The organism is Streptomyces sp. NPDC051180, from assembly GCF_040689545.1.
Taxonomy (GTDB): domain Bacteria; phylum Actinomycetota; class Actinomycetes; order Streptomycetales; family Streptomycetaceae; genus Streptomyces.
This window is the reverse complement of record NZ_JBFBBC010000002.1, coordinates 155,907-168,493: the sequence shown is the minus strand read 5'-3', so window position 1 is coordinate 168,493 and position 12,587 is coordinate 155,907. Positions and strand designations below refer to the sequence as shown.

Annotated in this window: 9 protein-coding genes; 8 read left to right on the top strand and 1 reads right to left on the bottom strand. The window is 72.2% G+C overall.

The features are described from left to right. Nucleotides 1–4 precede the first annotated feature (4 nt). A complete protein-coding gene (locus AB0424_RS04210; RefSeq protein WP_366302109.1) occupies nucleotides 5–766 on the top strand; it encodes a hypothetical protein in 762 nt (253 codons plus the stop codon). Nucleotides 767–1,144: 378 nt separating this feature from the next. Here the strand turns inward: AB0424_RS04210 and AB0424_RS04205 are convergent, their stop codons facing one another. Further along, nucleotides 1,145–1,855: an SDR family oxidoreductase gene (locus AB0424_RS04205; RefSeq protein ID WP_366302107.1), complete on the bottom strand. Its 711-nt coding sequence runs from the start codon at nucleotides 1,853–1,855 to the stop codon at nucleotides 1,145–1,147. Between the two features lie 112 nt (nucleotides 1,856–1,967). On the opposite strand from AB0424_RS04205, the gene uvrC reads away from it, so the two are divergent. From uvrC to AB0424_RS04170, 7 genes are all read left to right on the top strand, one after another. After that, a complete protein-coding gene (gene uvrC, locus AB0424_RS04200) occupies nucleotides 1,968–3,950 on the top strand; it encodes an excinuclease ABC subunit UvrC (protein ID WP_366302106.1) in 1,983 nt (660 codons plus the stop codon). Continuing rightward, nucleotides 3,947–4,924 carry an RNase adapter RapZ gene (rapZ, locus tag AB0424_RS04195; protein ID WP_366302104.1) on the top strand — a complete coding sequence of 326 codons (978 nt, stop codon included), beginning with the start codon at nucleotides 3,947–3,949 and terminating at the stop codon, nucleotides 4,922–4,924. Before uvrC ends, rapZ begins: the two co-directional genes overlap by 4 nt. Continuing rightward, a complete protein-coding gene (gene yvcK, locus AB0424_RS04190) occupies nucleotides 4,921–5,946 on the top strand; it encodes a uridine diphosphate-N-acetylglucosamine-binding protein YvcK (protein ID WP_366302103.1) in 1,026 nt (341 codons plus the stop codon). Before rapZ ends, yvcK begins: the two co-directional genes overlap by 4 nt. Further along, nucleotides 5,937–6,926, top strand: a complete 990-nt coding sequence (gene whiA / locus AB0424_RS04185; RefSeq protein WP_017238652.1) for a DNA-binding protein WhiA — start codon at nucleotides 5,937–5,939, stop codon at nucleotides 6,924–6,926. The genes yvcK and whiA overlap by 10 nt, the downstream gene beginning before the upstream one ends. A 164-nt stretch (nucleotides 6,927–7,090) precedes the next feature. Beyond that, a complete protein-coding gene (locus AB0424_RS04180; RefSeq protein WP_366302101.1) occupies nucleotides 7,091–10,042 on the top strand; it encodes a M14 family zinc carboxypeptidase in 2,952 nt (983 codons plus the stop codon). 218 nt (nucleotides 10,043–10,260) lie between these two features. Beyond that, a complete protein-coding gene (gap, locus tag AB0424_RS04175) occupies nucleotides 10,261–11,271 on the top strand; it encodes a type I glyceraldehyde-3-phosphate dehydrogenase (protein ID WP_366302100.1) in 1,011 nt (336 codons plus the stop codon). Between the two features lie 104 nt (nucleotides 11,272–11,375). Continuing rightward, a complete protein-coding gene (locus tag AB0424_RS04170; protein ID WP_366302099.1) occupies nucleotides 11,376–12,587 on the top strand; it encodes a phosphoglycerate kinase in 1,212 nt (403 codons plus the stop codon).

Below are 12,587 nucleotides of genomic sequence, written 5' to 3'. Positions count from 1 at the left end.
CGACATGAACGCACGAGTCACGGCCGCCGGCCTCCTCACCGCCGCCCTCCTCGCCCTCGGGGCGGCCCCGGCCGCCGCCGGAGGTCCGCCGCCCGCGCCCACCGCGGAACAGGCCGCCTCCGCGCCCGGGACCCTGGACACCCTCGCCCGGTTCTTCGCCCGCGACGGCGCCCTCGCCCGCCCCGCCGCCGCCCCGCGCGTCGACGGCGGCTCCGTGCCCGTCAGCCTCCTGTCCCCGGACTTCGTCGCCGGCAAGCCCGGTGCCCCCGTCGCCCGCGTCGAGTTCCGGGCCAGCCGTGCCGTGGCCGCCGACGGCCGGACCGCCTCCCTCTGGACGGTCCGGCAGCCGGACGGCTGGCAGGTGGTCAACATCGCCACCGGCGACGACGAGATCCGCTACGCGGAACAGGGCGCCCGCCTCCTCCCCGGCGGCCTCGTCTTCCGCGAGCCCCAGATCGACGCCTGGTACGTCCAGAAGGGCGCCAAGGTGCTGCCGCTCGACGACGACGCGGTACGCGCCGTCGGCCGCGGCGGCACGAGCCTCACCGCCTACCGCGAACGGGTCGCGCGCGCCTACGCCGACAAGCTGCCCGGCTCCGCCTACGCGAGGAAGGGCGCTGCCGGGGGATACGGCTCCGCCCCGGCCGCCCCGTCCGTGCCTGAGTCCTCCTCCGCCGCCGTCACCGCGGCGGGTGCGGGTGCCGTCGTCGCCGTCGCCCTCGGCGCCGCCGTCGCGATCCGCCGCCGGGGCTCCCACCCGGCCTGACCGACCGCCCGCCACGGCGCCGCCCCCACCGGCCCCCGTGGCGGGCCTCCGCCTGCCGCGCCGGGCCCGCCCCGCTGTGGGCAACTGTTCCGCTGGGGCGGTCCCCACTCCGCGGACGGGGCAGGGGTCGTGCCGCCCCCGTTGTGGGCATTCGTTTCGCTGGGGCGGAACGGGTGGGCACAACGGACGGCGCCCCCTGCCGGGCCTAGGCTTCCGCGCCCTCACCCGCACCTCTGTGCGGCGCACAGTCCGTGCGAGCTCAGGCACAAGGGGCGAGGCGCCGCCAAGGGCGCCGTCCCGTGTGCCCACCCGTCCCGCCCCAGCGGGACGATTGCCCACACGGGGGTGGGCCCCAGGCCCGGCGGAGGGCCGGGCCGGTCAGTGGGCCAGGTAGCCGCCGTCGACGGGGAGGATGGCGCCGGTGACGAAGGAGGCGTCGTCGGAGGCGAGGAAGAGGATCGCGGCGGCGACCTCGTCGGGCGTGCCGAACCGCGCCATGGGATGCGCGCGGACGACGTCGGCGAGGTACTCGGGGCCGCCGGGCTCGTGGCGCGCGGCGGCCACGCGTTCGGTCTCGATGGTGCCGGGGGCGACGGCGTTGACCCGGATCCCGTGCTGCGCCCACTCGACGGCGAGGTGCTTGGTCAGCCCGGAGGCGACGAACTTCGCGGGGCCGTAGACGGCCTGCCGTGCCTGGCCGGCGACGCCGGAGATGGACGAGGTGCAGACGATGGCGCCGCCACCGGAGAGGAGCATGGCCTCGATCGCGTATTTGCAGGTCAGGAACATGCCGCGGCCGTCGACGGCCATCACCTCGTCGAAGTCGGACGCCTCGGCCTCGGTGACGGAGAGCAACGGGACGACGCCGGCGTTGGCGACGAGGACGTCGATGCGGCCGAAGCGTTCGACGGCGGTGTCGATCATGCGCCGGGCGTCGTCCGCGCGGGAGACGTCACCGGTCACCGGGACGACGCCCGCCAGGGTCGCGAGACGGTCCCCGTCGAGGTCGGCGGCGACCACGCGGGCCCCTTCCTGGAGGAACCGCTCCGCCGTCGCCCGCCCGATGCCGCTCGCCGCGCCCGTGATCACGCACACCCGGTCCGCGAGCCGTCCCCGAGCCGTTTCCGCACCATGATTCGCCATGCCTCGCCAACGAGCGCGAGCGGCCGGAGTGTCGGTGTGCGCCAGTAGGGTGGGGACCATGGCAGACCCCTCGAGCTACCGCCCCAAGCCGGGTCAGATCCCCGACTCCCCGGGGGTCTACAAGTTCCGCGACGAGCACCGCCGGGTGATCTACGTCGGCAAGGCGAAGTCGCTGCGCCAGCGGCTGGCGAACTACTTCCAGCCGCTGACGAGCCTGCACCCGCGCACGGCGACGATGGTGACGACGGCGGCGTCCGTGGAGTGGACGGTGGTCTCAACGGAGGTCGAGGCGCTGCAGCTGGAGTACACCTGGATCAAGGAGTTCGACCCCCGGTTCAACGTCAAGTACCGGGACGACAAGAGCTACCCGTACCTCGCGGTGACCCTCGACGAGGAGTTCCCGCGGGTCCAGGTGACGCGCGGCCACAAGAAGAAGGGCGTGCGGTACTTCGGGCCGTACGCGCACGCGTGGGCGATCCGCGAGACCGTCGACCTGATGCTGCGGGTCTTCCCGGTCCGCACCTGCTCGGCGGGCGTCTTCCGGAACGCGGCCTCGGCCGGCCGGCCCTGCCTCCTCGGCTACATCGGCAAGTGCTCGGCGCCGTGCGTCGGCCGGGTCTCGCCCGAGGAGCACCGCGAACTGGCCGAGGAGTTCTGCGACTTCATGGCGGGCCGGACCGGCACCTACCTGCGGCGGCTCGAGAAGCAGATGACGATCGCGGCCGAGGACATGGAGTACGAGAAGGCCGCCCGGCTCCGTGACGACATAGGGGCGCTGCGCCGGGCGATGGAGAAGAGCGCCGTCGTCCTCGGCGACGCCACCGACGCCGACCTGATCGCCCTCGCCGAGGACGAGCTGGAGGCCGCCGTCCAGATCTTCCACGTCCGCGGCGGACGCGTGCGCGGCCAGCGGGGCTGGGTCACCGACAAGGTCGAGGCGGTGGACACGGCGGGGCTCGTCGAGCACGCGCTCCAGCAGCTGTACGGCGAGGAGACCGGCGAGACCGTCCCCAAGGAGGTCCTGGTCCCGGCGCTGCCGGAGGACACCGGGGCCGTCACCGCCTGGCTGTCCGGCCGCCGCGGGTCGAACGTCTCGCTGCGCATCCCGCAGCGCGGCGACAAGAAGGACCTGATGGAGACGGTCGCGCGCAACGCCCAGCAGGCGCTCGTCCTGCACAAGACCAAGCGGGCCAGCGACCTGACCACGCGCTCCCGGGCGCTGGAGGAGATCGCCGAGGCGCTGGACCTGGACTCGGCGCCGCTGCGGATCGAGTGCTTCGACATCTCGCACCTCCAGGGCGAGGACGTCGTGGCGTCGATGGTGGTCTTCGAGGACGGGCTGCCCCGCAAGAGCGAGTACCGCCGCTTCCAGATCAAGGGATTCGAGGGGCAGGACGACGTCCGCTCCATGCACGAGGTGATCGGCCGCCGCTTCAAGCGCTACCTCGCCGAGAAGGACCGCACGGGGGAGTGGGGCGCCACCGACGGGGAGGTCCCGGCGGAGGACCCGCAGGACGACGGCCGGCCCAAGCGCTTCGCGTACCCGCCGCAGCTCGTCGTGGTCGACGGCGGGCAGCCGCAGGTGGCCGCGGCCCGCCGGGCCCTGGACGAGCTGGGCATCGACGACATCGCCGTCTGCGGGCTCGCCAAGCGGCTGGAGGAGGTGTGGCTGCCCGGCGAGGACGACCCGGTGGTGCTGCCCCGCTCCAGCGAGGGCCTCTACCTCCTCCAGCGGGTGCGTGACACTGCTCACGACTTCGCCATCCGCTACCAGCGCTCCAAGCGCACGAAACGCATCCGTACCAGCCCCCTCGACGCGGTCGCCGGGCTCGGGGAAACCCGGAAACAGGCGTTGATCAAGCATTTCGGCTCGGTGAAGCGGCTCCGGCAGGCGACAATCGAGCAGATCTGCGAGGTCCCCGGCATGGGCCGGAAGACCGCGGAGGCGGTCGTCGTGGCCCTCGCAGCGGCGGCTCCGGCCGCACCCGCCGTGAACACGGCGACAGGAGAGATCATGGAAGACGGGGGCGGCACGGCATGACCGCGCACGAGCAGGACCGGAACGAAGAGCAAGGCCGGCACGACCGAGAAGACGGAGCAGGACACGTGAGTACGGGCACGAAGGAGACCCCCGGCGACAACGGCGCCGAGGCGGCCATTCCCGAGCTGGTGATCATCTCCGGCATGTCCGGAGCCGGCCGGTCCACTGCGGCGAAGTGCCTGGAGGACCTCGGCTGGTTCGTCGTGGACAATCTGCCGCCCGCGCTGATCCCCACCATGGTGGAGCTCGGCGCACGCTCCCAGGGCAACGTCGCCCGGATCGCCGTCGTCGTGGACGTCCGCGGCCGACAGTTCTTCGACAACCTCAGGGAGTCCCTCGCCGACCTCGACTCCAAGCAGGTCACCCGCCGGATCGTCTTCCTGGAGTCGTCCGACGAGGCCCTCGTCCGGCGCTTCGAGTCGGTCCGCCGGCCGCACCCGCTCCAGGGCGACGGCCGCATCACCGACGGCATCGCCGCCGAGCGCGACCTCCTGCGCGAGCTGCGCGGCGACGCCGACCTGGTGATCGACACCTCCAGCCTCAACGTCCACGAGCTGCGGGCCAAGATGGACGCCCAGTTCGCCGGCGACGAGGAGCCCGAGCTGCGGGCCACCGTGATGTCCTTCGGCTTCAAGTACGGCCTGCCCGTCGACGCCGACCTCGTCGTCGACATGCGGTTCCTGCCCAACCCCCACTGGGTCCCCGAGCTGCGCCCCTTCACCGGCCTCAACGAGGAGGTGTCGAACTACGTCTACAACCAGCCCGGCGCCAAGGAGTTCCTCGACCGCTACACGGAGCTCCTCCAGCTGATCGCCGCCGGATACCGCCGCGAGGGCAAGCGGTACGTCACCGTGGCCGTGGGCTGCACGGGCGGCAAGCACCGCTCCGTGGCCACCGCCGAGCGTCTCGCCGCCCGCCTCGCCGCCGAAGGCGTCGAGACCGTCGTCGTCCACCGGGACATGGGGCGCGAGTGAAGCCGTACCGCCGGCGTGCCTCCACCCTCACGGTGCGACGCACGCTCCGCAGGCGCGGTGCCCAGCCCAAGGTCGTCGCGCTGGGCGGCGGCATGGGCCTCTCGGCCTCCCTCGCCTCGCTCCGCCGGATCACCGGCGACCTCACCGCCGTCGTCACCGTCGCCGACGACGGGGGCTCCAGCGGCCGGCTCCGGGAGGAGCTCGGCGTGCTGCCCCCGGGCGATCTCCGCAAGGCGCTCGCCGCGCTCTGCGGGGACGACGACTGGGGCCAGACCTGGGCCCGGGTGATCCAGCACCGCTTCCACTCCAAGGGCGAGATCAACGGCCACGCCGTCGGCAACCTGCTGATCGTCGCCCTCTGGGAGCAGCTCGGCGACCCCGTGCAGGCGCTGGACCTGGTGGGACGGCTGCTCGGTGCCCAGGGCCGGGTCCTGCCCATGTCCGCCGTGCCGCTGGAGCTCCAGGCCCTGGTCAAGGGGCACGACCCGGAGCGGCCGGACGACGTGGACACCGTCGCCGGGCAGGCGACCGTGGCGCTCACCCCGGGCGAGGTGCAGTCGGTGCACCTCGTGCCGAACGACCCGCCCGCCGTGCCCGAGGCGGTCGCCGCGGTCCTCGACGCGGACTGGGTGGTCCTGGGCCCCGGTTCCTGGTTCTCCTCCGTGATCCCGCACCTCCTCGTCCCCGAACTCCTCGACGCCCTGGTCGAGACGAAAGCCCGGAAGGTCCTCTCGTTGAACCTCGCGCCGCAGCCCGGAGAAACAGAAGGCTTCTCCCCGCAGCGTCATTTGGAGGTTTTGGGACGACACGCCCCTAAACTCGCCCTGGACGTGGTGCTCGCCGACGAGGCGGCCGTGCCCGACCGCGAGTCCCTCGCCGATGCCGCCAAGCGGCTCGGCGCCGCGGTCGAGCTGGCGCCGGTGGCCGGGCCCGACGGCTCCGCGAAGCATGACCCGGAGCTGTTGGCCGCCGCGTACGACCGTATTTTTCGGATGCATGGAAGGATCGGCCCATGGCGATGACGGCAGCGGTGAAGGACGAGATCTCCCGGCTCCCCGTCACCCGGACCTGCTGCAGGAAGGCAGAGGTCTCGTCGATCCTGCGGTTCGCCGGCGGGCTGCACCTGGTGAGCGGCCGCATCGTGATCGAGGCGGAGCTGGACACGGCGATGGCGGCCCGCCGCCTCAAGCGGGACATCCTGGAGATCTTCGGACACAGTTCCGAGCTGATCGTGATGGCCCCCGGCGGACTGCGGCGCGGCTCGCGCTTCGTGGTGCGCGTGGTGGCCGGCGGCGACCAGCTGGCCCGCCAGACGGGTCTCGTGGACGGCCGGGGCCGCCCCATCCGGGGCCTTCCGCCCCAGGTGGTCTCCGGTGCCACCTGTGACGCGGAGGCGGCCTGGCGAGGCGCCTTCCTCGCCCACGGCTCGCTGACGGAGCCCGGCCGGTCCTCCTCCCTGGAGGTCACCTGCCCGGGGCCGGAGGCGGCTCTCGCCCTGGTCGGGGCCGCCCGCCGGCTCTCCATCGCGGCCAAGGCCCGCGAGGTGCGGGGGGTGGACCGGGTCGTCGTCCGCGACGGCGACGCGATCGGCGCCCTGCTGACCCGGCTCGGCGCGCACGAGTCGGTGCTCGCCTGGGAGGAGCGGCGGATGCGGCGCGAGGTCCGCGCCACCGCCAACCGCCTGGCCAACTTCGACGACGCCAACCTGCGCCGCTCGGCCCGTGCGGCGGTCGCCGCCGGGGCCCGTGTGCAGCGCGCGCTGGAGATCCTCGCCGAGGAGGTGCCCGAACACCTGGCCGCGGCCGGCCGGCTCCGCATGGAGCACAAGCAGGCGTCCCTGGAGGAGCTGGGCGCGCTCGCCGACCCGCCGCTGACCAAGGACGCGGTGGCCGGCCGGATCCGCCGGCTGCTGGCGATGGCCGACAAGCGGGCGCAGGACCTGGGCATTCCCGGGACCGAGTCCAACCTGACCGAGGAGCTCGACGACAGCCTGGTCGGCTGACCGGACCCGCCGTCCGGACGGAACCCCGAACTCCACGCTGCCGGTGCCTTTCTGAGGCGCCGGCAGCTTTTTCGTCCACCCGCGAGGCACCCTTGACAGGCCCATGGGCGCCCATGAGCCTGGCGTCTGTTCACCTTCGTGGCAGACAACAGCAAGGGGGGCTCATGGGACGCAGAGCGAGATCGATCCTCGCCGCGGCTTCACTGCTGATCGCGGGAGTGGCGGCGGCACCCGTCGCCGGCGCGCAGCCGAACGACCGGGACGGCGGTGACGCCCTCTCCGTATGGCGCGCCACGGTGAGCAAGGAGCAGGTACCGCTGCTCCTCGACGCCGGTGCCGACGCCCACGAACTGACCGAGCAGGTGCCCGCCAAGGGCTCCGCCACGGTCGAGCTCTTCCTCACCGGCCGGCAGGCGGGGCAGCTGCGCGGCCAGGGCGTCGAGCTCGCCGAGCACAGCCTGACGGCACAGGCCGAGAAGCGGGTGGCGGCCGCGGGGGACGGCGTCTTCCGCCCGTACGGCGGCCCGAACGGCCTCAAGCAGGAGATCCTGGACACCGCCCGGGCCAACCCCGGCATCACCAAGGTCGTCTCCCTCGGCAAGACCCTCAAGGGCCAGGACATCCTCGCGCTCAAGGTCAGCAAGGGCGCGCAGCGCGTGAAGGACGGCTCCAAGCCGGCCACGCTGTACATGTCCAACCAGCACGCGCGCGAGTGGATCACCCCCGAGATGACCCGGCGGCTGCTCCACCACTACCTCGACGGCTACGGCAAGGACGAGCGGATCACCCGGATCGTCGACTCGACCGAGCTGTGGTTCGTGCTCTCCGCCAACCCGGACGGCTACGACTACACGCACGCCGCCCCCGAGAACCGGCAGTGGCGCAAGAACCTCCGCGACAACGACGGCGACGGGCGGTTCGGCCCCGGCGACGGCGTCGACCTGAACCGCAACTTCGCCTACAAGTGGGGCTACGACAACGAGGGTTCGTCGCCCGACCCGGCCGACGAGACCTTCCGCGGCAAGACGGCCATGTCGGAGCCCGAGACCAGGGCCCTCGACGCCTTCCAGAAGCGCATCGGCTTCGCGTACGGCATCAACTACCACTCCGCCGCCCAGCTCCTGCTGTACGGCGTGGGGTGGCAGGTCGCCACCGACACCCCCGACGACGTGGCCCTCAAGGCCCTCGCCGGCACCCCGCAGAACTCGGCCGTCCCCGGCTACCGCCCGCAGGTCTCCTCGGAGCTCTACATCACCAACGGCGAGGCGGACGGACACGCCGCCAACGTCAACGGGATGCAGATGTTCACCCCGGAGATGTCGACCTGCGCCACCGCCTCCCGGGTCGACCCGAACGACGCCTGGAACCCGGCCGACTGCGCCTCCGTGTTCACCTTCCCGGACGACGAGAAGCTGATCCAGGCCGAGTTCGCCAAGAACATCCCCTTCGCGCTCGCCGTCGCCGAGACCGCCGCCCACCCGGACCGGCCCGTCTCCCCGGTCGGCATCGACGCCCCCGACCTCACTCCGAAGACCTTCACCTCCTCCTACGCCCGCGGCGGGGAGCAGGAGGTCGCCGTCACCGCGCGCAAGTCCCTGCGCGGCAAGACCCTGAAGTACCGGATCAACGGCGGCCGCACCCACAGCGAGGGGCTCGACGCCTGGAAGGGCGGCGAGACGTTCGGCGGCGAGGACAACCTCTACTTCGACGAGTACCGCGCCGAGGTCGAGGGAGCCCGCCCCGGCGACTCCGTCGAGGTCTGGTTCACCGCCCGCACCCGCGAGGGCCGGGCCACCTCCTCCGCCCCCTTCACGTACAAGGTGGCCGAGCGTCCCCGCGGCGACGTGCTCGTCCTGGCCGATGAGGGCGGCACCACCGCGGCCCGGCACTCCGCCGCGTACGTGAAGGCGCTCGCCGCCAACGGCCGCGGGTCCGCCGTCTGGGACGTCGCGACCCAGGGCACCCCGGACGCCCTCGGCGTCCTCTCCCACTTCCGCACCGTCGTCTGGTACACCGGCGCCGAGCGGCCCTCGGGAGCCACCCAGCTCGCCGTCCGCGACTACCTCAACGAGGGCGGCAAGCTGATCAACGCCGGTGAGAAGTCCGGCGGTCTCACCCAGATCGGCCGGGCCGAGTCCAACGACTTCGCCCAGTACTACCTCGGCGCGTACCACCGCGCGGGCCTCAAGAACCCGCCGGCCTTCGCGGGCACGGGCTCCTTCGCCGGCTCCGCGGCCGGTCTGGCGGCCGCCGCCGACAACCCGCTGGACAACGCGGGCGCGTACACGGTCACCTCGGACACCCTGAAGCCCCGGCAGTTCCCGCAGTTCGCCAGCAGCGCCTCCGCCGGCGACTACCCGGGCGTGCGCACCCCGTTCGAGCCCGCCGAGGGCACGTCCTTCGCCGCCGTCAAGCACACCGACGGCACCTGGGCCCGGCTCAGCCGGACCGTCGACCTCACCGCCGTGACGGCCGCGCAGCAGCCGCGCCTCGGCTTCCAGGTCAGCTACGACACCGAGCCCGGCTACGACAACCTCGTCGTCGAGGCCCACACCGTCGGCCAGGACGACTGGACGACCCTGCCCGATCTGGGCGGCGGCACCTCCAGCGAGCCCCCGGCCGACTGCGGCGAGGGCTACTACGTCCGCGACCACCCGTTCCTCGCCCACTACCTCACCGTCGGCGAGGACGGCTGCGCGGCCAGCGGGACCACCGGCTCCTGGAACGCCTTCACCGGCCCGTCCAACGGCTGGCGCCAGGCCACCGTCGACCTGAGCGCCTGGGCCGGCAGGCAGGTCGAACTGTCGATCTCGTACGTCTCCGACCCCGGTACGGGCGAGACGGGCGCCTTCGTCGACGACACCCGGTTCACCACCGTCTCCACCAGCGAGGCGGAGGGCTTCGAGACCTCCCTCGGCGTCTGGACCACGCCGGGCGCTCCCGCCGGCAGCCCCGGCAACGGCTCCGACTGGACGCGCTCCGGTGCGCTCTTCCACTCCCAGGCCGCGGTCACCACGCGGGACACCGTCCTCCTCGGCTTCGGCCTGGAGCACGTGCCCGGGGAGGCCGAGCGGGGGCGGCTCGTCGGCCGCGCCCTCGCGGTGCTCCGCCGCTGACGGAGAGTAGTGGGGACAAAGGTCCCATGACGGTCCGTACCCGTTGGTAGGTACGGGCCGTCGGCCCTTCCCCCTCACTTTCCGGGCTCGTACGGCTGCGCTGGATGTCACTGCCCGGCGCCCGGGGGGGTAGGGTCGTAAGCGGTCGGGGACATCCCAAAAAACAAAAATCTCGCCGGCGTCGAGCACACCGGCGTACCTAACGAGGAGATCGGTTCGTGACGATCCGCGTAGGCATCAACGGCTTTGGCCGCATCGGCCGGAACTACTTCCGCGCGCTCCTTGAGCAGGGTGCTGACATCGAGATCGTGGCTGTCAACGACCTGGGCGACACCGCGACCACGGCCCACCTGCTGAAGTACGACACCATCCTGGGACGCCTCAAGGCCGAGGTCACCCACACCGCCGACACGATCACCGTCGACGGCCACACCATCAAGGTGCTCTCCGAGCGCGACCCGGCCGACATCCCGTGGGGCGAGCTGGGCGTCGACATCGTCATCGAGTCGACCGGCATCTTCACGAAGAAGGCCGACGCCGCGAAGCACCTCGCCGGCGGCGCCAAGAAGGTCCTCATCTCGGCTCCGGCCACCGACGAGGACATCACCATCGTCATGGGCGTCAACCAGGACAAGTACGACGCCGCCCGGCACGACGTCATCTCGAACGCGTCCTGCACCACCAACTGCGTCGCGCCGATGGCGAAGGTGCTCGACGAGAACTTCGGCATCGTCAAGGGCCTGATGACCACGGTCCACGCGTACACCAACGACCAGCGCATCCTGGACTTCCCGCACAAGGACCTGCGCCGCGCCCGCGCCGCCGCGGAGAACATCATCCCGACCACGACGGGTGCCGCGAAGGCCACCGCCCTGGTCCTCCCGCAGCTCAAGGGCAAGCTGGACGGCATCGCCATGCGCGTCCCGGTCCCGACCGGCTCCGCCACCGACCTGGTCGTGACCCTCGAGCGCGAGGTCACCAAGGACGAGGTCAACGCCGCGTTCAAGAAGGCCGCCGACGACGGCGACCTGAAGGGCTACCTGTACTACACCGAGGACCCCATCGTGTCCTCGGACATCGTGAGTGACCCGGCCTCCTGCACCTTCGACGCCTCCCTGACCATGGTCCAGGACGGCAAGACGGTGAAGATCCTGGGTTGGTACGACAACGAGTGGGGCTACTCCAACCGTCTCGTCGACCTCACCGTCTTCGTCGGCGGCCAGCTCTAGACTCTAGGGCGGGCTTTCGATGTGAGCAGGGCTCGGGCAGCGCAACGCCGCGCTGTGCGAGCCCTGTTTGTGTGCTCCACCGCGTACCAAGGAGTCAGTGACAGATGAAGACGATCGACGAGCTTCTCGCCGAAGGCGTCTCCGGCAAGCGGGTGTTCGTCCGCGCCGACCTCAACGTGCCGCTCGACGGCACCACCATCACCGACGACGGCCGCATCCGCGCCGTCGTCCCCACGGTCAAGGCGCTCGCCGACGCCGGCGCCCGCGTCGTCGTCGCCTCGCACCTGGGCCGCCCCAAGGGCGCCCCGGACCCGGCGTTCTCCCTCGCGCCGGCCGCGGCCCGCCTGGGCGAGCTGCTCGGCGCCGACGTGGCCTTCGCGACCGACACGGTCGGCGAGTCCGCCACCGCCACCGTCGCCGGCCTCGCCGACGGCGGCGTCGCCGTCATCGAGAACCTGCGGTTCAACGCCGGCGAGACGTCCAAGGACGACGCCGAGCGCGGCGCCTTCGCGGACGCCCTCGCCGCCCTCGCCGACGTCTACGTCGGCGACGGCTTCGGCGCCGTGCACCGCAAGCACGCCTCGGTCTTCGACCTCCCGGCGCGCCTCCCGCATGCCGCGGGCTACCTCATCGCCACCGAGGTCGGCGTCCTGAGGAAGCTCACGGACGACGTCCGGCGCCCCTACGTGGTCGCGCTCGGCGGTGCCAAGGTCTCCGACAAGCTCGGCGTGATCGACCACCTCCTGGAGAAGGCCGACCGCATCCTCATCGGCGGCGGCATGGCGTACACCTTCCTCAAGGCCCAGGGCCACGAGGTCGGCATCTCGCTGCTCCAGGAGGACCAGATCCCGGCGGTCCAGGAGTACCTGAAGCGGGCCGACGCGCGCGGCGTGGAGTTCGTTCTCCCCGTCGACGTCCTGGTCTCGTCCGAGTTCCCGGACCTGAAGACCAAGGCCCCGGCCCACCCGACCACGGTCGCCGCGGACGCCATCCCGGCCGACCAGGAGGGCCTGGACATCGGTCCGGAGACCCGTAAGCTCTACGCCTCGAAGCTCGCCGACGCCGGCACCGTCTTCTGGAACGGTCCGATGGGCGTCTTCGAGCACCCCGACTACGCCGAGGGCACCAAGGCCGTCGCCCAGGCGCTCGTCGACTCCCCGGCCTTCACGGTCGTCGGCGGTGGCGACTCCGCCGCGGCCGTCCGCATCCTGGGCTTCGACGAGAAGGCATTCGGCCACATTTCGACCGGCGGCGGCGCCTCCCTCGAGTACCTCGAGGGCAAGAAGCTCCCCGGCCTCGTCGCACTGGAGGACTGA

Bases quoted from the DNA above. Each gene is read 5' to 3' on its own strand.
- AB0424_RS04170 (WP_366302099.1), top strand. From the start codon at position 11,376: ATGAAGACGATCGACGAGCTTCTCGCCGAAGGCGTCTCCGGCAAGCGG.
- whiA (WP_017238652.1), top strand. From the start codon at position 5,937: ATGGCGATGACGGCAGCGGTGAAGGACGAGATCTCCCGGCTCCCCGTC.
- uvrC (WP_366302106.1), top strand. From the start codon at position 1,968: ATGGCAGACCCCTCGAGCTACCGCCCCAAGCCGGGTCAGATCCCCGAC.
- AB0424_RS04180 (WP_366302101.1), top strand. From the start codon at position 7,091: ATGGGACGCAGAGCGAGATCGATCCTCGCCGCGGCTTCACTGCTGATC.
- rapZ (WP_366302104.1), top strand. From the start codon at position 3,947: ATGACCGCGCACGAGCAGGACCGGAACGAAGAGCAAGGCCGGCACGAC.
- AB0424_RS04210 (WP_366302109.1), top strand. From the start codon at position 5: ATGAACGCACGAGTCACGGCCGCCGGCCTCCTCACCGCCGCCCTCCTC.